Origin of the sequence: Pseudomonas sp. PDM01 (assembly GCF_014852325.1) — a bacterium.
In the GTDB taxonomy this organism is placed as follows: Bacteria; Pseudomonadota; Gammaproteobacteria; order Pseudomonadales; family Pseudomonadaceae; genus Aquipseudomonas; species Aquipseudomonas migulae.
In genome coordinates, this window is sequence record NZ_JACVBK010000004.1 from 166,086 (window position 1) to 188,921 (window position 22,836).

The 22,836-nt window shown below is 59.9% G+C and carries 23 protein-coding genes and 1 pseudogene; 7 read left to right on the plus strand and 17 right to left on the minus strand.

The genetic code is table 11. From position 1 onward, the window contains the following. Positions 1 to 39: 39 nt before the first annotated feature. The 3 genes and pseudogenes from IB246_RS29050 to IB246_RS11605 all read right to left on the minus strand — a co-directional run bounded on the left by IB246_RS29050 (position 40) and on the right by IB246_RS11605 (position 2,639). On the minus strand, positions 40 to 609 hold the full coding sequence (locus tag IB246_RS29050; protein WP_268945229.1) for a methyl-accepting chemotaxis protein: 570 nt from the start codon (positions 607 to 609) through the stop codon (positions 40 to 42). Continuing rightward, positions 583 to 1,359 (minus strand): annotated as a pseudogene (locus IB246_RS29055) (PAS domain-containing protein); the annotation flags it as partial. The pseudogene IB246_RS29055 and the gene IB246_RS29050, both read right to left, overlap by 27 nt. A gap of 407 nt (positions 1,360 to 1,766) precedes the next feature. After that, positions 1,767 to 2,639: a LysR family transcriptional regulator gene (locus tag IB246_RS11605; RefSeq protein ID WP_008038570.1), complete on the minus strand. Its 873-nt coding sequence runs from the start codon at positions 2,637 to 2,639 to the stop codon at positions 1,767 to 1,769. Between the two features lie 99 nt (positions 2,640 to 2,738). On the opposite strand from IB246_RS11605, the gene gstA reads away from it, so the two are divergent. Beyond that, entirely contained in the window at positions 2,739 to 3,341 is a 603-nt protein-coding gene (gene gstA, locus IB246_RS11610; RefSeq protein ID WP_008038572.1) for a glutathione transferase GstA, read from the plus strand. 103 nt (positions 3,342 to 3,444) lie between these two features. Here gstA and IB246_RS11615 read toward each other — a convergent pair whose 3' ends face one another. From IB246_RS11615 to IB246_RS11630, 4 genes are all read right to left on the minus strand, one after another. After that, positions 3,445 to 4,458 (minus strand): ABC transporter substrate-binding protein, encoded by a 1,014-nt coding sequence (locus IB246_RS11615; RefSeq protein ID WP_008038574.1) that lies wholly within the window; start codon positions 4,456 to 4,458, stop codon positions 3,445 to 3,447. After that, positions 4,455 to 4,988 (minus strand): sigma-70 family RNA polymerase sigma factor, encoded by a 534-nt coding sequence (locus tag IB246_RS11620; protein WP_008038576.1) that lies wholly within the window; start codon positions 4,986 to 4,988, stop codon positions 4,455 to 4,457. The genes IB246_RS11615 and IB246_RS11620 overlap by 4 nt, the downstream gene beginning before the upstream one ends. 233 nt (positions 4,989 to 5,221) lie before the next feature. Continuing rightward, complete coding sequence (locus tag IB246_RS11625; RefSeq protein WP_032832457.1) at positions 5,222 to 6,013, minus strand: phosphate/phosphite/phosphonate ABC transporter substrate-binding protein; 792 nt, start codon at positions 6,011 to 6,013, stop codon at positions 5,222 to 5,224. Between the two features lie 135 nt (positions 6,014 to 6,148). After that, positions 6,149 to 7,090 (minus strand): fatty acid desaturase, encoded by a 942-nt coding sequence (locus IB246_RS11630; protein WP_008038579.1) that lies wholly within the window; start codon positions 7,088 to 7,090, stop codon positions 6,149 to 6,151. A gap of 405 nt (positions 7,091 to 7,495) precedes the next feature. Here IB246_RS11630 and IB246_RS11635 point away from each other — a divergent pair, with 405 nt between their 5' ends. Further along, positions 7,496 to 7,912 (plus strand): GNAT family N-acetyltransferase, encoded by a 417-nt coding sequence (locus IB246_RS11635; RefSeq protein WP_008038582.1) that lies wholly within the window; start codon positions 7,496 to 7,498, stop codon positions 7,910 to 7,912. A 122-nt stretch (positions 7,913 to 8,034) separates the two neighbouring features. Here IB246_RS11635 and def read toward each other — a convergent pair whose 3' ends face one another. Further along, positions 8,035 to 8,574 carry a peptide deformylase gene (def, locus tag IB246_RS11640; protein ID WP_008032999.1) on the minus strand — a complete coding sequence of 180 codons (540 nt, stop codon included), beginning with the start codon at positions 8,572 to 8,574 and terminating at the stop codon, positions 8,035 to 8,037. Beyond that, a complete protein-coding gene (locus tag IB246_RS11645) occupies positions 8,571 to 9,533 on the minus strand; it encodes a YihY/virulence factor BrkB family protein (protein WP_008032998.1) in 963 nt (320 codons plus the stop codon). Before IB246_RS11645 ends, def begins: the two co-directional genes overlap by 4 nt. A gap of 235 nt (positions 9,534 to 9,768) precedes the next feature. Between IB246_RS11645 and IB246_RS11650 the strand changes: the two genes are divergently transcribed. Continuing rightward, positions 9,769 to 10,146, plus strand: a complete 378-nt coding sequence (locus tag IB246_RS11650; RefSeq protein ID WP_008032995.1) for a hypothetical protein — start codon at positions 9,769 to 9,771, stop codon at positions 10,144 to 10,146. A gap of 146 nt (positions 10,147 to 10,292) precedes the next feature. Here IB246_RS11650 and fadD1 read toward each other — a convergent pair whose 3' ends face one another. Together fadD1 and fadD2 are read right to left on the minus strand one after the other, a co-directional pair. Next, positions 10,293 to 11,993 carry a long-chain-fatty-acid--CoA ligase FadD1 gene (gene fadD1 / locus IB246_RS11655; protein ID WP_008038583.1) on the minus strand — a complete coding sequence of 567 codons (1,701 nt, stop codon included), beginning with the start codon at positions 11,991 to 11,993 and terminating at the stop codon, positions 10,293 to 10,295. Between the two features lie 383 nt (positions 11,994 to 12,376). Further along, positions 12,377 to 14,065, minus strand: a complete 1,689-nt coding sequence (fadD2, locus tag IB246_RS11660) for a long-chain-fatty-acid--CoA ligase FadD2 (protein ID WP_008032992.1) — start codon at positions 14,063 to 14,065, stop codon at positions 12,377 to 12,379. A 215-nt stretch (positions 14,066 to 14,280) separates the two neighbouring features. On the opposite strand from fadD2, the gene IB246_RS11665 reads away from it, so the two are divergent. Together IB246_RS11665 and IB246_RS11670 are read left to right on the plus strand one after the other, a co-directional pair. Continuing rightward, positions 14,281 to 15,225 carry an alpha/beta hydrolase gene (locus IB246_RS11665; RefSeq protein ID WP_008038585.1) on the plus strand — a complete coding sequence of 315 codons (945 nt, stop codon included), beginning with the start codon at positions 14,281 to 14,283 and terminating at the stop codon, positions 15,223 to 15,225. A gap of 41 nt (positions 15,226 to 15,266) precedes the next feature. Continuing rightward, positions 15,267 to 15,737, plus strand: coding sequence for a MaoC family dehydratase (locus IB246_RS11670; RefSeq protein ID WP_008032990.1), 471 nt, complete (start codon positions 15,267 to 15,269; stop codon positions 15,735 to 15,737). 115 nt (positions 15,738 to 15,852) lie between these two features. Here IB246_RS11670 and IB246_RS11675 read toward each other — a convergent pair whose 3' ends face one another. The 4 genes from IB246_RS11675 to IB246_RS11690 all read right to left on the minus strand — a co-directional run bounded on the left by IB246_RS11675 (position 15,853) and on the right by IB246_RS11690 (position 19,533). Further along, on the minus strand, positions 15,853 to 16,716 hold the full coding sequence (locus IB246_RS11675; RefSeq protein WP_008038587.1) for an HlyD family secretion protein: 864 nt from the start codon (positions 16,714 to 16,716) through the stop codon (positions 15,853 to 15,855). Positions 16,717 to 16,726: 10 nt separating this feature from the next. Beyond that, on the minus strand, positions 16,727 to 16,933 hold the full coding sequence (locus IB246_RS11680; RefSeq protein WP_008032988.1) for a DUF1656 domain-containing protein: 207 nt from the start codon (positions 16,931 to 16,933) through the stop codon (positions 16,727 to 16,729). Further along, a complete protein-coding gene (locus IB246_RS11685) occupies positions 16,920 to 18,908 on the minus strand; it encodes an FUSC family protein (protein ID WP_008038589.1) in 1,989 nt (662 codons plus the stop codon). The genes IB246_RS11680 and IB246_RS11685 overlap by 14 nt, the downstream gene beginning before the upstream one ends. Positions 18,909 to 19,065: 157 nt before the next feature. Then, a complete protein-coding gene (locus IB246_RS11690; RefSeq protein ID WP_008038590.1) occupies positions 19,066 to 19,533 on the minus strand; it encodes a ferritin-like domain-containing protein in 468 nt (155 codons plus the stop codon). Positions 19,534 to 19,737: 204 nt separating this feature from the next. Between IB246_RS11690 and IB246_RS11695 the strand changes: the two genes are divergently transcribed. Then, positions 19,738 to 19,974 (plus strand): DUF3820 family protein, encoded by a 237-nt coding sequence (locus IB246_RS11695; RefSeq protein ID WP_003213031.1) that lies wholly within the window; start codon positions 19,738 to 19,740, stop codon positions 19,972 to 19,974. Between the two features lie 9 nt (positions 19,975 to 19,983). Beyond that, the gene (locus IB246_RS11700; RefSeq protein ID WP_008038591.1) at positions 19,984 to 21,165 is read left to right on the plus strand and encodes an aminotransferase class V-fold PLP-dependent enzyme; all 1,182 of its coding nucleotides are present in this window, start codon (positions 19,984 to 19,986) and stop codon (positions 21,163 to 21,165) included. A 2-nt stretch (positions 21,166 to 21,167) separates the two neighbouring features. Here IB246_RS11700 and IB246_RS11705 read toward each other — a convergent pair whose 3' ends face one another. Continuing rightward, positions 21,168 to 21,893, minus strand: a complete 726-nt coding sequence (locus tag IB246_RS11705; protein WP_008038592.1) for an intradiol ring-cleavage dioxygenase — start codon at positions 21,891 to 21,893, stop codon at positions 21,168 to 21,170. Positions 21,894 to 22,158: 265 nt separating this feature from the next. Further along, positions 22,159 to 22,824 (minus strand): bifunctional 4-hydroxy-2-oxoglutarate aldolase/2-dehydro-3-deoxy-phosphogluconate aldolase, encoded by a 666-nt coding sequence (locus IB246_RS11710; RefSeq protein ID WP_008038593.1) that lies wholly within the window; start codon positions 22,822 to 22,824, stop codon positions 22,159 to 22,161. Positions 22,825 to 22,836 lie beyond the last annotated feature (12 nt).

A 22,836-nucleotide genomic window follows, 5' to 3' on the forward strand; every position in this document is an offset into this window, starting at 1 on the left:
CACAATCCAGAATCCGTTACGATTCCCTGTAGGGGCGTTTCAATTCAATTGCAGCGTTGAATTGAACTGGCTGATCGCATCCACCACATGCCGCGAGCCTTGCTGGATTTCCAGGATCACCTCCCCCGCCTCGTTCGCCAGTTCCACCCCAAGGCCGGTGCGGCTCAAACTCGACTGCATGCTCGACACCGCGCTCAACGACAAATCGTGGTTTTTGCGCACCACGTCGACAATCTCCAGCGTCGCTTGGCTCGTGCGTGCCGCGAGACTGCGAACCTCATCCGCCACCACGGCAAACCCTCGGCCGTGCTCCCCGGCCCGCGCCGCCTCGATGGCCGCGTTGAGCGCCAGCAGGTTGGTCTGGTCGGCAATGCCGCGAATGGTCTGAACGATGGTGCCGATGATGTCGGACTGTTTGCTCACCGCATCAATGCTCAGCGCCGCTTCGTTCAAGTCCCTGGAAATGTCCTGGATGATCTGCACCGTCTGCTGCACCACCTGAGATCCCTTCTGCGCGCAGGCATCGTTCTGCACCGAAGTGCTGTGGGCCGACTCCGCAGCCGTTTGCAGCGTGGTCACTTGCTGCGTGATGTCGCTGGCGAACTTCACCACTTTGTACAAACGGCCCTTGGCGTCGAACAACGGGTTGTAGGACGCTTCGAGAAAAATCGTATGACCATGCTTGTCTCTGCGCTCGAAACGGTGCGAGTGATATTCGCCGCGATTCAGTGAAGCCCAAAACCCTTTGTAAGACGGCGATTCGGCTTCGGCGCGGTGGCAAAACAGGCTGTGATGCTGCCCGACAATTTCGTTGAGCGCGTAATGCGTGGTCTTCAGGAAGTTTTCATTGGCGGTGATCACATTGCCAGCGGGGGTGAATTCGATCACCGCCATCGAACGACCGATTGCCGCGAGCATGCTTTCGTTTTCGTGTTCCTTGTTCACCCTGTCCGTAATGTCGGTGGCGACTTTGATCACACTGCTGACTTGCCGGTCGGGACCGATAACCGGCATGTAACTGGCTTCGAGCCAGATCTCCTTGCCGCCCTTGTTCAAGCGCAGGAAAGTCCCGCTGAGCGACTCGCCACGGGCCAGGTCACGCCACAATTTGGCGTAGGCTTCGCTGCGATAAAACGTTTCCTCGCAAAAGATCCGGTGATGTTTGCCGCGCACTTCTTCGGCGCTGTAACCCATGGCTTTGCAAAAGTTGTCGTTGGCATCGAGCACGATGCCGTCAGGGGTGAACTCAATCATCGCCATCGAACGACTGACGGCCGCCAACTTGGCGTTGGCCTCGGTCAGCGCACAGCTGTAGCGCTCGATTTCCTGCAGGTCAGCCTTGTGATGTAGGTTAAACATGGTCGTATCACCCTAAGCGCGGTCGTTTGATTGATGAAAGTTCTTCGGTCTTTCAACGTATCCACCACAACGTTCCATGGAACAGGCACACGCATTCCTCCACGGGAGGAACTGTCAGGTGATCAATGATGTTGAATCGGAGAGTCCATGTGGCAACGCTCTTATCAAGACATCCGTCTCTTGATAGCCCGGGACCGGGCCAGCCCTAACGTTTTCATAAGTAACTCCCTTTATCGTAAAACTCCTTGCCGCTCGCATCGGTGCCTTGGGGTGCGCACTCTGAAGCGTGCATGCCGGCCTTCACATGGCGACCGACATGGTTCGTCAGGACTGAGCATAGCCAGCCGCAATAGGCTTGCAAGGCCACTAGTCGGCCAGTATTGAGGACAAAAACGGTTCAGCTTGATTCAGTGTTCAGCCAGCATGCTCAACAACGCCTGCACCGCTGCCGAGGGTTGTTTGTTTGCGGCGACCACCAAGGCAAACTCACGATCGATACGCGGTTTGACCGGCACCACACGCAGCCCCTGGAGATGGGTGGGCAAGGTCATTTCCGGCACCAGGGTGACTCCGATGTTTTCGCGCACCAGCGTGAACGCACTGCTCCACTCGCGGACCTCGACCCGAACGTCGCGCAATTGCAGACCGGCATCGGCGGCCAGGCTGCGGGCGTTGGTCGAACAGCCACCCGTGGCCAGCACAAACGGCTGGTCTGCCAACTCCGCGAGGGTGACGCCTTGTTCAATCGAGCGGCGCGCCAAGGGATGGCCGCCGGGCAACACCGCGACCCAGGCATCGCGTCCCAAACGCCCGGCATTGCGCTCCGGCGCCGGGTTCAGCACCACACCCACATCCACTAGGCCGGCGCCGAGCAGTGCTTCCACTTCATCGTCGCTGACTTCCAGCGCGACCACCTGAATGCCGGGGTAAAGCCGGCTGAATGTGCGCAGCAGCGGCGGCAGAAAGGTTGCCAGCACCATGGGAAAACTCGCCAGGCGAATCGTCCCGCGCTGGATGTCTTTCGCGGCATCGACGGTGCTGCGGATGTTTTCCAGGGCGCCGAGCATGGTCCGGGCCTGCTCGATGACCGGCAGGCCGATAGCGGTCGGCAGCGTTTGGCGATTCTCCCGAGTGAACAGCTGAACGCCGAGGGTTTCTTCGATCAGCGCCAACGCTTGGCTCGCGCCTGACTGGGTCATGCCGACCCGTTCGGCTGCGCGGGTAATGTTGCCCGTATCGGCCACTGCCACCACCATTCGCCAGTGCATCAGATTCATCATGGCAGTAGCTTTCCTTATGGCAGTTTTCTTAAAGATTAATTTTACCGAGGGCGCCGCGCACTATGACACTGGCGCAAATCCCCAACCAGAGCCCTGCCGATGAAGTTGTATTACGCCCCTCAAGCCTGCTCGCTGGCACCGCACATTGTGCTGCGTGAACTGGACCTGCCGTTCGAGTTGATCCGCGTCGATAACCGCACCAAACGGACCGCGATTGATGCCGATTTCCTCGCCATCAACCCGAAGGGTTACGTCGCGGCGCTGCAACTCGACAACGGTGACGTGCTGACTGAAGGCCCGGCGATCCTGCAATACCTGGCGGACCTGCGACCCGAGGCGAACCTGACGCCCGTGAACGGGACATTCGAGCGAGTGCGGTTGCAGGAGTGGCTGAATTTCGTTTCGACGGAGATTCATGGCGGGCTGGGTTGGCTGTTCAACGCGCAGCTCCCCGAGGAGGTGAAAGCGCTGATCAGGGAGAAGTTGTTCAAGCGCTTTGCGGTGTTGTGTCAGACGCTGGAGCGCCAGGATTATCTGCTGGCGGGTGGGTTCAGCGTGGCGGATGCTTACTTGTTTACGGTGTTGCGGTGGGCGCCGTTGTTTGCGATAGATTTGGATCAGTGGCCGGTGTTGGCACGGTTTCAGGCGCGGGTTGATTTGCGCCCGGCGGTGCAAGCGGCGTTGGCCGTGGAGTTGGTGTAAGGTTTTAGATTGATTCGCGGGCAAGCCTCGCTCCTACAGGATTAACGATACCTTTGTAGGAGCGAGGCTTGCCCGCGAAATCGATGTAACAGACGCCGAAAAATTACAAACTTGCACTCACCTTGGTCGCCACCTCACCCGGCACCCAACCCTTCCAGATCTGCGGCTGATCGCGCAAAAACGCTTCCGCCACCTGACGCGGTTGCTGGCGTTTTTCGCTCATCTGCGCCAGCGTCTGGTTCAGCAGATCGATCGGGAAATCGACTTTCTCGAAGAACGACACCAAGTCCGGATACTGCGTCTTGAACGGTGCAGACACGCCGATCGCCAGGCTCGCCGGCATCGAGCGCGTGCCTTTGGGGTTTGGGTTGTTGGCATCGGCCAGGGTCTTCCAGGCCTCGGCGTCGAACGGCGGCTCTTCGAGTTTCACCAGTTTGAAGCGCCCCAATAGCGGCGTCGGCGACCAGTAGTAGAACAACACCGGTTTGCCGCGACGGATCGACGAGGCCACTTCGGCATCCAGCGCCGCGCCGGAGCCGGTGCGGAAGTTGACGAAGCTGGTGGTCAGGTCGTAGGCCTTGAGTTTCTGACTGTTGACGATCTCCGAAGTCCAGCCGGTCGGGCTGTTGAGGAAGCGTCCGCGACTCGGGTCTTCGGGGTCGCGGAACACGTCTTTGTAGCGCGCCAGATCGGCGACGGATTTCAGCTCCGGCGCCAGCGGTTTGATCCCGCGTTCCGGGTCGCCCTTGATCACGTATTCCGGCACCCACCAGCCTTCGGTGGCGCCTTTGACGGTGTCACCCAGCCCGAACACTTTGCCTTCCGACGCCGCCTTGACCCACGCCGGACTGCGCCCGGCCCACTCTTCGCCGATCACTTGAATGTCGTTCTTGGCCAATGCCGCTTCGAGGCTGACGGTGCTGCCCGGCAAAGTGTCGGTCGGATAGCCGTAACCTTTTTCGACGATCAACCGCAGGATCTCGGTGATCAGGCTGCCGCTTTCCCAGGTGATGTCACCGAAGTGGATCGGCTTGGTTTGTTCCGCGGCGGGAACGTGGTTCGCTACAAGGCTCAGGGCCAGCAGCGAACTGCCGAGCAGGGTTTTGATCGATTTCATGCGGACCTCTGGTGCAAGGGTTCATTGGCGCTGTGCTGGGCGCACAACGCTTGGGAGCGGGTCATGTAGACGCTGACCGAGCGCTGGGAAATGCCCAGTTCGGCAGCGATTTGCGGGTACGTCAGGCCATCGATGCGCGACAACAGGAACGTCGCCCGGACTTTGCCCGGCAAACGCTCAAGCGTTCGGTCGAGGCGGTGCAACGCCTGGGTCAGTTGCAGCAATTCCTCGGGCGAGGACGCTTGGGGCTGATCGAGGTGTTGCAGTTGATCGAGGTGCTGACGCTCCAGATCGCGGCGGCGCCAGAGCTGATAAATCAACCGGCGGGCGATGGTGGTGAGCAAGGCGCGGGGCTCGCGGATCGGGGTCAGACCCGGCGATTCGAGCAGTTGCGCGAAGGTCTCGGCGGCGATGTCTTCGACGCTGGAACTGGCCCCGAGAAACTGGCGCAACCGAGCGCACAGCCAGGGGTAATGGGCGCGGAACAATCCGCCCACATCGTTTCGATGGGATACGTCGGTGCCGGACATAGAGGCTCCAAGGGTTAGGGTCGCTGAATGTCCGGTGGTCCGGTGAGGAGAATCCTAGCAAGGAGCCTTATTCTTTAATAATACTTAAAATGCATTTTTATATTCCATCAAGGAATTAACGTTGTGTTTGATAGATTGCCTTCGCGGGCAAGCCTCGCTCCTACAGGTGCAGCGCTAGACCTGTAGGAGCGAGCGGTGCGGCGATCCGACTTGCCCGCGAAGGCGATCTCTACTCAACGCAACCGCCCAAACCCCAACGCCTCGGCTTCTTGTTGATAGTCGAGAACGATTTGATAGTCACTCTCGCTGGCCGGCAACACCTCGTGCAACCCAAGGACTTCGACGACATCGGGCAATTCCCGCAACGTCTCGTTCATCACCTGCCGCAGCGTCTCTACCTGTTCATCGGTCGCCGTCGCAGCGGTGATATACGGCAAGGTCGGGCTGAACGCGCTACGCACCACCACGCGCAATCCCGCCACTTCCTCTTCGGCGTGCCGCGCCAGGTAGGCGAAGGTCACGCTGTCGATGGCGGCGAGGTCGGCTTGATCTTCACGCAGCCAGCGCAGGCTCTCGCGGTGGCTGCCGCTGATGCCGACGCTGGCGAAGAACTGACCGTCGCGGTGCAACGGCGCGAGTCGTTGACGCAGCAGGTTCATGCCGCTGTTGGAGTCTTCGCCGTTGATCACGCCACGGCTGCCGAAAAACGCGGGCAAGGTCCGGCGTGAATCATCGGCACGGCTCAACAGCAGGCTGCAATGGTTGCCGCCGCTGCTGTCCGGCAGTTCGTAACGAGGCCGGCCGATGACCCGAACCTGGCCGCGCAATGCGGTCATCAGCGGATAGCCGCAGGTTTGGGTCAGCAGCAACTGCGGGGACAGCCACAGGTCCATCAGCGACAGCCCTTCGGCGTTGCGGCGGGTGGCGCCCAGACGTTCGAGGATTCGCGTCAGCCAACGCTCGTTGGCCTGGCGGATGGGTTCGGGGGCGACGTACATCAGTAATTCGGCGAGGTGTTGAGTCATCAAAAATTTCCCATTCAACAAACATCTACTGTAGGAGCCGGCTTGCTGGCGATAGCGGTGTGTCATGTTGCATTGATGGGACTGATACACCGCCATCGCCAGCAAGCCGGCTCCTACAAGGGGATGCGTTGGCAATCAGTGAAAGGGGTGTTTCGGGCTGTCGATCGCCTTTATCCCGTTCTCACGCCACAACTGAGCATAACCCTGCACCAGAAACCCGCCGCTGCGCGCCACCCATTGCTCGCGGCGTGCGTGGTAGGCGCGGGGCAAGTCGTACCAGGGCAGACCCGGCAAGTCGTGATGCACCAGATGAAAATTCAGGTTCAGGAACAGCCAGCGCCATGGCCAGCCGGCTTCATTGAGCACGGTGCGTTGCTCGGGTTGCGCATGGGGACGGTGCTCATAGTAGGAGCGGATCATTGCAATCGACAGCGCCGGCACGCTGATCAGCAACAGGTAATGCCACACCGGCACCGCGCTGTAATGGGCGATGAACAGCAACATCGACACGGTCAGTGCGCCGTGGGTCAGCCACATCAACCAGGCCTGTCGATCACCCGATCTCAAGCGCTGCAGTTCTTCGCGCGCCAGCGCCAGCAAGGCCAGCGGCGCACCGATGATGAAGCGTCCGAGTACGGTTTTGTTCAGCCAGTGCAGGCTCTGTTCGAACACGGAACTGCCCTGCCACCGCTCGGCACTCAGGTAACGGCTTTCCGGATCGATGCCCGGCAAGGTCAAGTCTTCGTCGCGGTGATGCAGCAGATGACTGTCGCGATACAACGTGTAGGGGTACCAGACGGCGAACGGTGCGTAACCGAGGATTTTGTTCAGCGTGGTCCAGCGGGTGGGATGACCGTGGAGCAATTCGTGCTGCACCGACAACCACAGCACCACCAGCGGAATCAGCAGCAACGTGCTCCACCAGACGCCCAATCGATTGCTGGCCAGCATGATGCCGAACCAGCCGCCGTACACGCCGATCAGCAGCAACCAGGTCGGCCACTCGGTGCGAGCGGTCAGGCGCTGGCGCAGGGTTTCAATTTCTTCTCGGTGGGCATTATCGAAGTAATGGGGCATGGCGTTGCTCAGATCGGGGACCAGTCCCCTTCTGTGCAATGGCATCGGGAAATCTTGCAGATTATTTTTTCGCTGTCTGTAGGAGCCGGCTTGCTGGCGATTCAGGCAACGCGGTCTGCCTGACACACCGAGTGGTCTGAATCGCCAGCAAGCCGGCTCCTACAGGGGGGCGTGCGTTTCATGCTTACCGCTTAATGGCCGAACACACCCACCTTCTTGGCCTTCTTGTCCGCGCGTTTTTCATCGGCGGTTTTCGCCGGTTTCTTCTTCGCTGCTTTTTTTGAATCCATGCCTTTGGCCATGATACGTACTCCACTCATACGGGATGTGAGATCAGGTATACACCTATCCCCGGCCGCCCGTTCTTTTATAATCGCCCGCTTTGCGCACACACAGACCCGCCCCATGACCGACACTCAATACACCTTGCTCGACGAGCCGTTATGGCCCCTGATGAACAAGTTTTATCGCGCCCACCAATCGTCGATGAAAGCGGTCCGCGACGCTCAATTGTGGGTGGCCCGGCGCAACGAGATCATTGCGGCGCTGTGCTTGCGTCCGGTCTCGGGCGGGCATTGGTTGACTGGTTTGTTTGTCGACCCGGCCTGTCGTGAACAAGGGATCGCAGCGGCGCTGATTGCCGAAGCGGTGAACGGTCTCGACCAACCGGTGTGGCTGTTCTGCCACCCGGACTTGCGGGGTTTTTATGAGCGTCGCGGGTTTACCTTCGATCCGTCCATGCCTTACGCCATGGTCGAACGCTTGAGCCGTTATGCGCGCAGCAAACCGATGATAGCGATGGGCCTGGAGCCGGTTGGGTAGACGTATGGAGATCAAATGTGGGAGTGAGCCTGCTCGCGATAGCGGAGTGTCGGCCAACATTGATGTCGACTGACACTCCGCTATCGCGAGCAGGCTCACTCCCACAGGGTTTTGGGGTGGCTTTAGTCGTCGGCGTTGGGATCTAGATCCGGAAACATCACTTCGGTAAACCCGAATTTGCTGAAGTCGGTAATCCGTGACGGGTACAACCGGCCGATCAGGTGATCACATTCGTGCTGCACCACACGGGCGTGAAACCCTGAAGCGATGCGCACGATTGGCTCGCCTTTCGGGTCAAAACCTTCATAGCGAATTTGCTGGTAACGACTCACCGCGCCGCGTAATCCAGGCACCGACAGGCAGCCTTCAAACCCCTCTTCCATCACCGGGCTCAACGGCGTGATCAGCGGATTGATCAGGATCGTCTGCGGCACCGCTTCAGCGTCCGGATAACGCTCGCTGTGCTCAAAGCCGAAAATCACCAGTTGCAGGTCAACGCCGATCTGCGGCGCGGCCAGGCCCACCCCGCCGACGCTTTCCATGGTCTGGAACATGTCGTCGATCAGTTGCCACAGCTCGGGGCTGTCGAACATCTCGGCGGGGACCGGCGGCGCAATGCGCAGCAGGCGCTCGTCGCCCATTTTCAGGATTTCACGGATCATTTGATGACTTCGTCAGTGGGTGGTTTCACCGAGTGATCCCGGCCCAGTCCGGAAACGTGATGTTTCTCTTCGTGGACAGGACCGTGCTCGCCGGGGACCTTTTCGCCAGGGTCCTTGCCTTCGGTCGACATGTGTTCGATCACCGCATTCATTTCTGCGCCAAGCAGCAGCACTGCCGCGGAAATGTAGAAGTACAGCAACAGCACGATGATCGCGCCGATACTGCCATACATGGCGTTGTAGTTGGCGAAGGTCTTGACGTAAAACGCAAAGCCCAACGACGCGATGATCCACACCACCACCGCCAGCACCGAGCCTGGGGTGATGAAACGAAACTCCTGTTTGACGTCGGGCATGACGTAATAGATCAGCGCCACGGCAATCATCATCAGGATCACGATGACCGGCCAGCGAGCGATGGTCCAGACCGTGACAATAAAGTCTTCAAGGCCGACCTGCGCGGCGATCCAGCCCATCACTTGCGGCCCGAGCACCATCAGCGCGGCGGCAATCAGCAACATCCCGGCAATGCCGATCGTGTAGAAAACCGACAGCGGAAAACGCTTCCAGAACGGCCGGCCTTCGACCACGTCATACGCGGCGTTCATCGCGCTCATCATCAGTCGCACGCCGGCCGAGGCCGTATACAGCGCGATGACGATACCGACCGAGAGCAAGCCGCCCTTGGATTGCTGGAGCTGGTCGATCACCGGGTTCACCTGCTCCAGCGCCTGGGGCGGCAGGACCAGTTCCGATTGCAGGCGCAGCCAGGAAAAGAAGTCCGGCAGGTGCAGGAAACCGATCAGGGCAATCAGGAAAAGAATGAAGGGAAACAACGAAAACAGCATTTGATAGGCCAACGCCGAGGCATAGGTCGACATCTCGTCGGCGACGAACTCGGTGACCGTGCGCACCATCACGCGATGGAGGGGCACACCTTTCATGTCCGGGAAAATCATTAGCGTCTCCTTTCGCCGCAATGGGGTTGAAGTCGTGGCGACTCAGGGGCCGTTTTCTACATCAAAGTAGCCTACTTGGCGACTTTGAAACAATTTCCGTGTGCAAGTTCAGACTGACACAAAAACGACATTTCATCGTTCCGTGCAGGTTGGGCTTTATGTTTGCCGACCAACCCCCGAGAATGCGCAACGTATTCAGGCCACGGCCCTGAAGATCCAACCCCGTAGGAATGTTATGAAACTCGATAAAAAGCAGGCCATTGCCCGCAGAAACCAGGAACTCGGCGGTGCTGTGCTTGGCGTCAACAACTGCCATTTCGCCGAATTGAACCGTAACCGCAACATCTGGTGGTTCGATCTCCCGGTGGCGCGCCTGGCCATTGGTCAGTACGAATGGATTCACCTGCTGATGCACACGCCGGACACCGACGAACTGCTGCACCTGAAAGTGCCGACGGTGTTCCTGCGCGAGAAGCTCGAAGGGCTGGTGGTGCGTAACCAGGGCAAGCGCAAGGCTGCGCTGAGCCTGGAACTGAGTGCGGACAAGGATTCGTACCTGCAGGACATGCGCCCGGCGGGCACCAACGTCAATTTCGCGCCGTTCCGCCAATAACATTGTAGGAGCCGGCTTGCTGCGGGCGGCGTTCCGACGATGGCGGTACATCTGGCACATCAATATTTACTGACACACCGCTATCGCCGGCAAGCCGGCTCCTACAGGTCCAACAAAAAGCCCCGCATCTGCGGGGCTTTTGTTTGTTACGCGCCTACTTTCTTCGCGTTGATCTTCTTCAGCTCTTCATCACGCAATTCCCGACGCAGGATCTTGCCAACGTTGGTCGTCGGCAGCGCATCGCGGAACTCGACGGCTTTCGGCACTTTGTAGCCGGTGACGTTCGCACGCATGTGCTCCATCACTTGCTCCTTAGTGAGGGTCACGCCCGGTTTGGCGACGATGAAAATCTTGATCGCCTCGCCCGACTTCTCGTCCGGCACGCCGATGGCCGCGCATTGCAGCACGCCCGGCAGGGTCGCGAGCACGTCTTCGAGCTCATTCGGGTACACGTTGAAACCGGACACCAGGATCATGTCTTTCTTGCGATCGACAATGCGCATGTAGCCGTCAGGCTGGATCAGCGCGATGTCACCGGTCTTCAACCAGCCTTCGCTGTCGAGCATTTCGTCGGTGGCTTCCTGACGCTGCCAGTAGCCCTTCATCACCTGCGGACCTTTCACACACAGCTCGCCGATTTCGCCCAACGGCTGTTCAACGCCGGCATCGTCGATGACTTTGCACAGGGTCGACGGCACCGGAATGCCGATGGTGCCGATCTGGATGTTCTGGATCGGGTTCACGGTGGCCACCGGGCTGGTTTCGGTCATGCCGTAACCTTCGCAGATGGCGCAACCGGTGACCGCTTTCCAGCGTTCGGCCGCGGCCAGTTGCAGGGCCATGCCGCCCGACAGGGTGACTTTCAGCGCCGAGAAATCCAGCTTGCGGAAGCCTTCGTTGTTGCACAGGGCCACGAACAGCGTGTTCAGGCCGACGAAGCCGCTGAACTTCCACTTCGACAGTTCCTTGACCATCGCCGTCAGGTCGCGCGGGTTGCTGATCAGGATGTTGTGGTTGCCGATCAGCATCATCGCCATGCAATGGAAGGTGAAGGCATAGATGTGGTACAGCGGCAGCGGCGTGATCAGGATCTCGCAACCTTCATTCAGGTTGGAACCCATCAGCGCCTTGCACTGCAACATGTTGGCGACGAGGTTGCGATGGGTCAGCATTGCGCCCTTGGCCACGCCGGTGGTGCCGCCGGTGTATTGCAGCACTGCCACGTCGCTGCTGGCCGGGTTGGCTTCAGCCACTGGCTGGCCATGGCCCTTGCTCAACACGTCGTTGAACTTGATGGCTTTGGGCAAGTGATACGCCGGGACCATCTTCTTCACGTACTTGATGACGCTGTTGATCAGCAGGCGCTTGAGCGGCGGCAGCAGGTCGGCGACTTCGGTGACGATGACGTGCTTGACGCCGGTTTTCGGCACGACGGCCTCGGCCAGATGCGCCATGTTGGCCAGGCAGACCAGGGCTTTGGCACCGGAGTCGTTGAACTGGTGTTCCATTTCCCGCGCGGTGTACAGCGGGTTGGTGTTGACCACGATCAGCCCGGCGCGGATAGCACCGAACACAGCGACCGGGTACTGCAAGACGTTGGGCAGTTGCACGGCGATTCGATCGCCCGGCTGCAAGTCGGTATGCTGTTGCAGGTAAGCGGCAAAGGCACCGGACAATTCGTACAGTTCACCGTAGGTGATTGTCTTGCCCAGGTTACTGAATGCCGGCTTGTCGGCGAAGCGTTGGCAGGACTGTTTCAACACTGCCTGAATATTCGGATACTCGTCCGGATTGATGTCGGCAGCAATCCCGGCAGGGTACTTATCCTTCCAGAAGTCTTCGATCATGGAAGCCCACTCCTCAGCAACGCGAATTCAAATACCGCATTTGATGCGATTATTATTGGTGTTTGATTATTGGTGAGTCTGGGCTTTTTACAGAGGCCGAGAGGTCACAAAGCGCGCCGAGAGTAGCAGCTTTGCCAAGGGCCGACTAGAGCCAAAAGCGGCCTCTACAGTCACATTAGTGACTCAAGAATGACAAGCGGTCATTTTAGAGCAAAAAACCTATATGTCGCTGAAAGCCCCGAAAATCGGGGCCTCCGCCTTAAAAGCATCGCGGGCAAGCCTCGCTCCTACAGGTTTTGTGTCGTTCATGACCTTATGAACAACACTGACCTTGTAGGAGCGAGGCTTGCCCGCGAACTGTGCGAAGCGCGGCCATTTATCGGTTACGCGATATCCCGCAACTCCCGCCGCAGAATCTTGCCCACCGGCGTCATCGGCAACGATTCACGCAACACGATGTGCTTGGGCACTTTGTACGCGGTGAAGTTTTCCTTGCAGTAAGCCTTCAACTCTTCAAGGCTGACCCCCGATTCACGCGCCACCACAAACAACTTCACCGCCTCGCCCGAACGTTCGTCCGGCACACCGATAACGGCGCAGTTGGCGACTTTCGGGTGAGCCATCACCACGTCTTCGATCTCGTTCGGGTACACGTTGAAACCCGAGACGATGATCATGTCTTTCTTGCGATCGACGATGCGCACAAAACCGTCCGGGTCGATCACCGCGATGTCGCCGGACTTGAACCAGCCTTCGGCATCCAGCACTTCGGCGGTGGCTTCGGGTTTCTGCCAGTAGCCCTTCATGATCTGCGGGCCCTTGATGCACAGTTCGCCGCGCTCGCCCAACGGTTGCTCGACGCCTTCGTCGTTGATGACTTTCAACGTGGTGCCCGGCACCGGCAGGCCGACCGTGCCGATCCGCGATTTGTCGCCGTACGGGTTGGTGCACGCCACCGGCGAGGTTTCGGTCAGGCCGTAACCTTCGGTGATGCGGCAACCGGTCAGTTGCTCCCAGCGCTCGGCGGTGGCCTTGACCAGCGCGGTGCCGCCGGAGTTGGTGAGCTTGAGGCTGGAGAAATCCAGGGTCTTGAAGTCCGGGTGGTCCATCAACGCGACGAACAGCGTGTTGAGCCCCAGCAACGCCGAGAACCGCCAGTTTTTCAGCTCCTTGATGAAACCCTTGATGTCTCGTGGATTGGTGATCAGCACGTTGTGGTTGCCGGTCACCATCATGCACATGCAATTCGCCGTGAATGCATAGATGTGGTACAGCGGCAGCGGCGCGATCATCACTTCCTGCCCTTCGCGCAACAACGGCTGACCGTCAGCGCCGAACTGGCCGAGGCAGGCGCGTGCCTGCTGCATGTTCGCCACCAGGTTGCCGTGGGTCAGCATCGCGCCCTTGGCCAACCCGGTGGTGCCGCCGGTGTATTGCAGCACGGCGATATCGTTGAGGCCGGCGTTCAACGGCTTGATGCCCAGGCCCCGGCCCAGACGCAGCGCGCTCCTGAAGGAGATCGCCTGCGGCAAGGCGTAGTCCGGGACCATTTTCTTGACCTTGCTGACCAGCGTGTTGACCAGCCAGCCCTTGGCGGCGGGCATCAGGTCACCCATCTTCGCTTCGATCAGGTACTGGATGTCGGTGTCGGCCAGCACTTCCTGGACCTTCTGCCCGAATACGTTCAGGTAAACCAGTGCCCGGGCACCGGAATCCTTGAACTGATGACGCATTTCCCGCGCGGTGTACAGCGGGTTGGTGTTGACCACGATCAGCCCGGCGCGCAACGCACCGAACACGGCAATCGGGTAATGCAGGACGTTGGGCATCTGCACCGCGATGCGATCGCCGGGCTCCAGGTCGGTGTGGGCTTGCAGGTAACCGGCGAACGCGGCGCTGTAGCGTTCCAGTTCGGCGTAGGTCAGGGTGACGCCCATGTTGCTGAAGGCCGGGCGGTCAGCAAATTTTTTGCAGGAACGCTCGAACACCTCGATCACCGACTTGTAAGCCCCTTGTTCGATGTCCAGGGGTACGCCGGCCGGGCGTTTGTCATTCCAGAAATCAGGTTGCATTGTTCTTGTCCTCTTTACCTGAACCTATCCGGGGCCGCTTTTGTGTCACCTTTGAAAAAGCGGAGCTTCACGGACACTAGCAGCTATGGCGAATCAGGCAAATATGCCAACAACCGTCATTGACCGTGTGAATCTCGGTGCCGTGGTGCGGCCTGATCAGACGGCAAGCGCAGGATGCGCTATACAATGGGCCGAGCCCATGCAAAGGAATCGCCATGATCCACGACACCTTCTGGCTGACCGCGAGTGACCGCAGCCGCCTCTTCGTCAACCAGTGGCTGCCCGCAGCGCCGTTGAAAGCGGTGATCCTGCTGGCCCACGGCATGGCCGAACACAGCGGTCGCTATGCGCGCCTGGCAGAAAAGTGCTGCGCACAGGACTACGGTGTGTACGCGCCGGACCTGCGTGGACATGGCAAAACTGCCGAAAACGGGACACTCGGTCATTTCGCCGACGACGATGGCTGGTGCAAGGTGGTCGGCGACCTCGCCAGCCTCAATCAGCACATTGGCCAGCATCATCCCGGCGTGCCGATCGTGCTGCTCGGCCACAGCATGGGCAGCTACATCGCCCAGGCTTATCTGCTGCATCACAGCGCCAGCCTGCACGGCGCGGTGCTCAGCGGTTCGAACTTCCAGCCCGTGGCGCTTTATCGCGCGGCGCGGCAGATTGCCCGCCTGGAACGACTGCGCCAAGGGCCGAAGGGCCGTAGTGCGCTGATCGAATGGCTGTCGTTCGGCTCGTTCAACAAGGCCTTCAAACCGGCCCGCACCCGGTTCGACTGGCTCAGCCGCGACCCGGCGGAGGTCGATCTGTACGCCAACGACCCGCTCTGCGGCTTCCGCTGCACCAACCAACTGTGGATCGATTTGCTCGGCGGCTTGCAGCAAATCAGCAAAGCGTCCAATCTCGCTCAGATCGATCCGGGCCTGCCGTTGCTGGTGATAGGCGGTGAATGTGATCCGGTGAGCGAAGGCAAGCGTCTGAAAGATCTGGCCGATGCGCTACGCGCCGCGGGCAGCCAGAGCCTGCAACTGACGATTTACCCGCAGGCACGGCACGAACTGTTCAACGAGAGCAACCGCGATGAGGTGACGGCCGATGTGCTGGACTGGATCGCACAAGCCCTGAGCCACCGCCGCCCGCCCCGATCCGAATAGTTTTTTTGTGGTTTTTTTATTTGTCACAGGAATTGAAACAGATGACCCAGGTTACCAACACCCCGTACGAAGCCCTCGAAGTCGGCCAGACCGCCAGCTACAGCAAGACGGTCGAAGAGCGTGACATTCAGCTGTTCGCCGCCATGTCGGGTGACCACAACCCGGTGCATCTGGACGCCGAATTCGCCGCCGGCACCATGTTCAAGGAACGCATCGCGCACGGCATGTTCAGTGGCGCGTTGATCAGCGCTGCAGTTGCCTGCGAGTTGCCTGGGCCGGGGACTATTTATATCGGTCAGCAGATGAGCTTTCAGAAGCCGGTGAAGCTTGGCGATACGCTGACGGTGCGCCTGGAGATTCTGGAGAAGTTGCCGAAATTCCGTGTGCGCATTGCCACCCGCGTGTTCAACCAGCGCGATGAGTTGGTGGTGGATGGCGAGGCGGAGATTCTGGCACCGCGCAAACAGCAGACCGTGACGTTGACTAGTCTGCCGGCGATCAGCATCGGCTGAGTCCTGCGGACACCTGTAGGAGCGAGCCTGCTCGCGAAGGACGTTAACGATAACGCGTTCATCCTGAATAAACGCGTTGCTCTCTAGTCCTTCGCGAGCAGGCTCGCTCCTACAGTTACTTCGGCCCCTCCTGCACCTGCACACTCGCTGTCATCCCCGAACTCAAATTGATCCCCTCGGGCACCTTGTCCAGTTTGATTCGCACCGGAATCCGCTGCGCCAACCTTACCCAGTTGAATGTCGGTTCCACCTCCGCCAACAACTGTCCATCCGGCGTGGTGTTGCGATCGGTAATCCCGCGACTGATGCTTTCCACCTGCCCTTCCAGCGCCTCGCCCGCGCTCATCAACCAGACCTTCACCGGATCGCCGACGCGAATCCGCGGCAGTTTGGTTTCTTCGAAATACGCCTGCACATAAAACGTTGAATCATCGATCAACGCCATCACCGGTTGCCCGGCATTCACGTAATTGCCCTGGGCCAGGCGCAGGTTGGTGATGTGGCCGCTGCGGGGCGCGTGGACCTGACTGCGGGCGAGGTTGAGTTCGGCGACCTTGGCTTCGGCCTGGGCTTCACGCAGTTCGCCACGAGCGATGCCGGCGTTGATTTGCGCATTCTCGCGCAGCTCGGCACTGATCGCTTGCGGGCCGAGGCTGGCGCGACGGCTGGCTTCGCGCTCGCGCAGGTTGAGTTGCTGCTGACGGGTCTGCACCACCGCTTGCGCCTTCTCCAGCGCCGCTTCGAAACGGTCGCGGTCAATGCTCAGCAACAGATCGCCGGCCTTCACCGGTTGGTTGTCGAAGGCCTTGAGTTCACGCACCCAGCCCGACACATCCGGGGCGATGACCACCACGTCGGCGCGAATCCGCGCGTCCCGGGTCCACGGCGTGAGCATGTAGTACTGCCACAAATGGAAACCGGCAAAAATCGCCAGCGCCACCAGGCACAGGGTTACCGCGACACGCACGGGTGTACGCATGTTCAACTCCTTATAAAGGTCCGAGGACGACGGTGATCAGGGTCAATACACAGACGTACAAGGCGCAATCGAATAACGCTTCGTGCCAGATCCAGCGACCGGCCGGGGTCAGGCGCAGCAGCAGGCGCAAGACCCCGGTGACCAGCAGCGCCAGCACCACATAAATCAGAAACGGGCTGAGCAGCACGCCGCCCACCGACCATTCACGCAAGCCCATGGCTTTGCTCCTGTTGATGGCACCAGGCGCGCCAGCTGCTCTGCAATTGCAGCACCGCGCCCTGGGCCAGTTTCACCGGATCGCTGGGTGGCAACGCGTACAAGGTTTTCAGGAATTCTTCGCTGGGTTGTTCCAGCGCATCCGCGCAGTGGCCGGCTGGGCCTTGTTCGAGGATGTTTTCCAGTTGTTCGAGATAACGCCGCTGCGCTGCATTGACCGGTGCCTGCGCCGCCGCCAGGCTCAAGCGCAAATGCAGCAGCTCGTCGCCGATGTCGAGACCGAGCAAGCCGTCGTCCCAGCGGCTGCGCGCCGGTTCCGGCAGTTCCGGGTAGTGCCGCGCCAGTTGCAGCAAGCGGTCGGCCATGCGTCCGCCGAACCAGCTTTCGGCACCGCGCAGGTTGCGTCGGGTCAGGCGCACCAGGTCGTCGAGGGTCGCCGACAGCAAACGCCGACCGTGCCACGTCGGGTTGCGCAGGATCAGCAAGTGGAAGGCCAACACCGCCGCCCCGACGCCCACCACCATGGCTTGAGCGCTGTTGAAGAACGTCGCGACATCAAACTTCATCGCGTTGAGCGGTGACACCAGCACAATGAAATGCAGACAGAACGACGTGGCCGTGGCGCCGATCTGCGGCCTGGCCATGCCCAGCGCACCGAAAAACAACGGCACGCCCATGCCCATGCAGAGCAGCGCAAAACCACTCCATTGCGGCAGCAGAATCTGCCCGACGAAAAACGCCGCCGGGATCGCCAGAAAAATCCCGCGCATGAAACTCATGCCGATTTGCGCGCCGTTTTCGCGACTGGCGAACAGGCTGCACACCACACACGTCAGCACCAATGCGCCCGAAGCGGCGGGCCATGCAGTGGCCAGCCAGAAACACGACACCACCAGAAATGCCAAGGCACTGCGCGCGCCGAACACCAGCGCCAACGACAGGTCGCGGTGAGGTGTCAGGGTACGCGGCGGGTCGACGGTTTCCTTGCCCTCCTCCACCGCCGTCAATGCCGCGCTCGCCGCCATCGCGGTATCCATCAGCAAGGTGAAACGGACCAGACAGTAACTCTGCGCAGAGCTGATCTGCGGGTCATGGCTGGCGTCGAGCAAGCGCGGGCGCAAGGCTTGCAGCGTCGCGGTGTCCGGGCTGGCGAGCGCTTGCTGAACCTCGCTCATCCACGGCATCAATTGCTCGGCTTCCTGCGGTTCAAGCTGCTTCCACTGCCGGCGCACCGAGCGCGCAATGCGCAGCAACATCAACAGTTTCTGGCTCAATCCGCTGATGGCCCGCGCACGCTGCCGGCCCAGCCCGCCTTCGAACCAGGCATGTTCGCGCTGGGCATCCACCGCGACGATGCGGCCAAGGATTTCCAGCAGCCCCTTGCGCGCCTGACCGTCGCCGGCCAGGGTTGCGCGTGCGGCGTTCATCCCACTCTGCCACGCCGTTCGCGCCTGATCCGCCAGTTGCCGTTCGACGCGCAACGGCCATAGCAGCGCGCTGGCGGCGGTGGCGCAGAGAATGCCCAGACAGATTTCCGTGCAGCGCGCCACGGCTTGGTCGAACACCGTCAGCGGATGGCTGATGGCGGGTAATGCGATGATCGCCACCGTGTAACCGGCCAGCACAAACGAATAGGACCAGGCACTGCGCAGCAGCGTCGAACTCGCCGTACACAACCCGAGCCACAACGCCAATGCCAGCAAAAACAGCCACGGCGTCTGGGCGAACAGGCCCATGAACACCACCGACATGAACGTCCCGATCAGCGTCCCCAGCAGCCGCGCCAACCCCTTTTGCACCACCATCCCGGACAACGGCTGAGCGACGATGAACGCTGTCATCAACGCCCAGGCCGGTTGCTCCAGGCCCCAGCGCAATGCCAGCCACAATGCCAGGCCGCCACCGAGTAACGTCTTGATCGCGAACTGCAAGGCGCGGCGGTCAGGCGCGAATAAAGCCTGCAAAGTGATAGGCACGTAAAGCACTCTTGAAAGGACGATTTAACGATAGTCGGGTTCATCGAAGTGACCGGTAAATCAAATTATTAGCTGGCTATCTATCAGGCGTCCAGCGCTAAAACCCAGGCACAAAAAAACGCCAGGCTGGCTGGCGTTTTTGACAGGCTTTGCGTGCTTACGAGCGTGCGCGAGCCTGGTTGCGCAGGGCTTTCACCTGATCGTGATTGCGTTGCACGCCGTGATACTGACGTTCAACCAGGTCACGAATACCCACCAGGTTGTGCTTGTTGATTTTCTCGATGGCTTCTCGGTAAGCCTTCAGTGCATGGTCTTCACCGCGTTCGGCTTCGTTCAGCACGGCTTCTTCATCCTTGCCGGTGAACACCGCTTTCACGTCGACCCAACGGCGGTGCAGGTCACCACTGACGCTGGTGGAAGTTTCCGGATCGCCGCCCATCGAACGCACCGCCGCCTGCAGTTCGGAAGCCGCAGTGGCGCAGTCGGCGGAGCGAGAGATGAACAGTGTTTTCAGTTCTGGATGCTTGATGTCTTCAGCGCAAGTCTTGAACCCTTCCTGACCGTCTTTGCTGGTTTCAATCAGGTCGTTGAGTACAGAGATCGCTTCTTTATTAATGTCGGTCATTTTTCAATTCCTTGCGGGTTGATGAAAGATGCAATAGGTATTGCACCCTGCATGCCAGCCTTGAACTGATAATTTATTTGTTAATTTTCAACAACTTAGTTTTAAAGAGAAAATCTGTATCCGTTTTTTTTGCATGATCTGTCAATTGGCCTGCATGCAGAATGCCTGTATTTTCCAAGGCTGTTGAATCAAGACGATCGATTGATGAACCCTGAAAAACTCGAACTGCTGATTACCCGCGAAATGCCCTTCGGCAAATACAAGGGCCGCATCATTGCCGACCTGCCCGGCCCCTACCTGAACTGGTTTGCCCGGGAAGGTTTCCCCCATGGCGAACTGGGCGGACTGCTGGCCCTGATGCAGGAAATCGATCACAACGGCTTGTCGGAACTGCTTGAACCGCTGCGCGCCAAACACGGCAAACCCGCCCCTCGCCACTGAGCCGTCCCCATGCCCGATAACACCCGCCGTGCCCGTGATGAAATGTTCTGGCAAACCTTTGCCGACCGCTATGCCGTCGAACCCGGCCCGATCAACCTCGAGAACGGTTACTTCGGCCGCATGTCGCGCACGGTGATCGAGGAATACCAGCGCAACATCGAACTCATCAACCGCGGCAACTCGGTGCATGTGCGCCAGCGTTTCGAACAGGGCGAAAACCTCGCGATCGTGAAACGTCTCGCCGACCTGATGGGCGTAACAAGCGAATCCGTCGCCTTCACCCGCAACGCCTCGGACGGTTTGCAATCGCTGATCCGCAATTACAATCGCCTGCAACCCGGTGATCAGGTGCTGATCTGCGACCTGGAATACGACACGGTCAAAGGCGCCATGCGTTGGCTGGCCCGGCATCGCGGCGTGGAAGTGATCGAGATCGAACACGCCCACCCCGCCAGTTTCGACAGCCTGCTGGCGACTTACCGCGACGCCTTCGTGCGTTACCCAAAGCTCAAATTGATGGCCCTGACTCACGTCACTCACCGCACCGGCCTGGTGATGCCGGTGCAGGCTATTGCGGCCGCCGCCAGGGAACACGGGATCGACGTGATCCTCGACGGCGCCCATGCGCTCGGCCAGATCGAGTTCAGCCTCGATGACCTCGGCATCGCGTTCGCCGGTTTCAACCTGCACAAGTGGATCGGTGCGCCGCTGACCCTGGGCTTCATCTACATCGCCCCGGAGCGCCTCGCCGACATCGACCCGGACATGGGCGAGATGCATTTCCCGATCACCGACATTCGCGCCCGTACGCCGTACAGCACACCCAACATCCCGGCGTTACTGACCCTGCCACTGGTGTTCGAAGAACATCGGGCGATGGGCGGTTCTGCCGCCAAGGGCGCCCGGCTCAACTACCTGCGCAACCGCTGGGTCAACGCCGTACGTGACTTGCCGGGCATCGACGTCATGACCCCGGACGATCCGCGACTGTATTGCGGCATCACGTCGATGCGCTTTACCCGGCATGCCGACCAACAAGCAATGGCCGGGCGGCTGCTCAAGGACTTCAACCTGTTTACCGTGGTGCGCAGCGGTGCAGCGAGTGGCCCGTGTATCCGCATCACGCCGGGGCTGACCACCACTGCAGCAGACATGGATGCGCTGAGCGAGGCACTGAACGAGCTGCGCTGACGTCACACGGTGTACTTGTCAAAGTCCTCCGGCTTGAGCTGTGATGAAATCGCGAACGTGTCGATGCCAATGGTCATCTGCCCGAAAAAACCGTCTTCTTTCGAATCTCGACCGAGGGTGTGAATGTTCAGGGTCGAGGCTTCGCCACCCATGGTGGTGTAGAAATGGTCCTCGTCGTTGGTCAGCGCGGTGACGGTTCGGCCGCTGTATTCCCTGGCATTGAGCACCGAACGCGAAGCCACTTCGGGGAAGTACAGCTGGCCGACCCAGGCAACGTGGCGCTCTTCGAGATAGTTGTTGCCGGCGGTCACGCGAATCGCGACGTGTATGTGCAGCGCGCGACCGGCATAAAACCCCGGATAGATCGTGGTGAATCGCACGATGCCCTTCTGGTCGGTGAATTGCCCGCCGCGCAGATACGTGTCGTCGTCGGTACGCGGGATCGCGCCGATATCGCCGACATCGACTTCCTTGTCCGGGTTGACTTTGCTCCACCCCGAATAGGCGCCTCTGGCATTGCAATGCCAGATATCGACGATGGCCCCGTTGACGGGCTCACGGGTCATCGCATCGATGATCGTCAACCTCAGCACCAGCGGAATACCGTCCAGGCCTTCGCTGATGTTTCGTCTGATCAGTTTCGGGTTGCGAAAATACGGACCGACGATCTGTTCGGGTGACAGCAGGTAAGCCGGTTGTGCGGATGTAACTGAGGTGGTGTCGTCCATGACGTTCTCTCTTCCATAAGATGAACGCAGGTTAACGCGGGACCGGCGGCGAGATGCGGTAACTATGTATCGCGTGATGTCTTTGTAGGAGCAAAGCTTGCCCGCGAAGGCGTCGATACAGTCAGCATCGGATGTGACTGGACTGACGCCTTCGCAAGCAAGCTTTGCTCCTACGGGGGCTTTCTTTGGGCAAAAAAAAACGGTGCACCGACCAAGCGCACCGTAAAGCCGTAGAACACACAACGAAGTGTTGGGTAAAAGCAGGTCAGTCCAGCAGCGCCAAGGCCTCGGCGGTGCATTCCTGAATGCGGGCCCAGTCGCCGTTCTTGATCCACTCCGGATCAAGCATCCAGCTACCGCCCACGCACATCACGTTTTTCAACGCCATGTAGCTCTTGATATTGGCCGGGCCGACGCCGCCAGTCGGGCAGAATTTCACTTCGCCAAACGGGCCGCCCAAGGCTTTGATTGCCGCAACGCCGCCGCTGACTTCCGCCGGGAACAGCTTGAAGCGGCGATAGCCCAGACCGTAGCCTTCCATGATGCCCGAGGCGTTGCTGATGCCTGGCAGCAGTGGAATCGGGCTGGCGACACTGGCTTCGAGCAGGTCACGGGTGATGCCCGGCGTCACGATGAATTGCGAACCGGCGGCTTCGGCAGCGGCCAGCATCTGGCGATCGAGCACGGTACCGGCACCGGTCACCAGTTCCGGACGCTGCTCGCGCAGGATCTGGATGGCCTTGAGGCCGAACTGCGAACGCAGGGTCACTTCCAGGCCTGTAAGACCACCGGCAGCCAGGGCGTCGGCCAATGGCAGCACGTCCTGTTCGCGAGCGATGGTGATCACCGGCAGAATCCGCGCCTTGGCGCAGAGGCTGTCGATCAGGGCAACTTTGTCCGCCATGGAAACGGTCGGGGATGGGGTTGTCATAGCGGCTGTTCC

Coding starts and splice junctions, on each gene's coding strand:
- IB246_RS11605 (WP_008038570.1), bottom strand. CDS start 2,639: ATGATGAATCTGATGCACTGGCGAATGGTGGTGGCAGTGGCCGATACG.
- gstA (WP_008038572.1), top strand. CDS start 2,739: ATGAAGTTGTATTACGCCCCTCAAGCCTGCTCGCTGGCACCGCACATT.
- IB246_RS11615 (WP_008038574.1), bottom strand. CDS start 4,458: ATGAAATCGATCAAAACCCTGCTCGGCAGTTCGCTGCTGGCCCTGAGC.
- IB246_RS11620 (WP_008038576.1), bottom strand. CDS start 4,988: ATGTCCGGCACCGACGTATCCCATCGAAACGATGTGGGCGGATTGTTC.
- IB246_RS11625 (WP_032832457.1), bottom strand. CDS start 6,013: ATGACTCAACACCTCGCCGAATTACTGATGTACGTCGCCCCCGAACCC.
- IB246_RS11630 (WP_008038579.1), bottom strand. CDS start 7,090: ATGCCCCATTACTTCGATAATGCCCACCGAGAAGAAATTGAAACCCTG.
- IB246_RS11635 (WP_008038582.1), top strand. CDS start 7,496: ATGACCGACACTCAATACACCTTGCTCGACGAGCCGTTATGGCCCCTG.
- def (WP_008032999.1), bottom strand. CDS start 8,574: ATGATCCGTGAAATCCTGAAAATGGGCGACGAGCGCCTGCTGCGCATT.
- IB246_RS11645 (WP_008032998.1), bottom strand. CDS start 9,533: ATGATTTTCCCGGACATGAAAGGTGTGCCCCTCCATCGCGTGATGGTG.
- IB246_RS11650 (WP_008032995.1), top strand. CDS start 9,769: ATGAAACTCGATAAAAAGCAGGCCATTGCCCGCAGAAACCAGGAACTC.
- fadD1 (WP_008038583.1), bottom strand. CDS start 11,993: ATGATCGAAGACTTCTGGAAGGATAAGTACCCTGCCGGGATTGCTGCC.
- fadD2 (WP_008032992.1), bottom strand. CDS start 14,065: ATGCAACCTGATTTCTGGAATGACAAACGCCCGGCCGGCGTACCCCTG.
- IB246_RS11665 (WP_008038585.1), top strand. CDS start 14,281: ATGATCCACGACACCTTCTGGCTGACCGCGAGTGACCGCAGCCGCCTC.
- IB246_RS11670 (WP_008032990.1), top strand. CDS start 15,267: ATGACCCAGGTTACCAACACCCCGTACGAAGCCCTCGAAGTCGGCCAG.
- IB246_RS11675 (WP_008038587.1), bottom strand. CDS start 16,716: ATGCGTACACCCGTGCGTGTCGCGGTAACCCTGTGCCTGGTGGCGCTG.
- IB246_RS11680 (WP_008032988.1), bottom strand. CDS start 16,933: ATGGGCTTGCGTGAATGGTCGGTGGGCGGCGTGCTGCTCAGCCCGTTT.
- IB246_RS11690 (WP_008038590.1), bottom strand. CDS start 19,533: ATGACCGACATTAATAAAGAAGCGATCTCTGTACTCAACGACCTGATT.
- IB246_RS11695 (WP_003213031.1), top strand. CDS start 19,738: ATGAACCCTGAAAAACTCGAACTGCTGATTACCCGCGAAATGCCCTTC.
- IB246_RS11700 (WP_008038591.1), top strand. CDS start 19,984: ATGCCCGATAACACCCGCCGTGCCCGTGATGAAATGTTCTGGCAAACC.
- IB246_RS11705 (WP_008038592.1), bottom strand. CDS start 21,893: ATGGACGACACCACCTCAGTTACATCCGCACAACCGGCTTACCTGCTG.
- IB246_RS11710 (WP_008038593.1), bottom strand. CDS start 22,824: ATGACAACCCCATCCCCGACCGTTTCCATGGCGGACAAAGTTGCCCTG.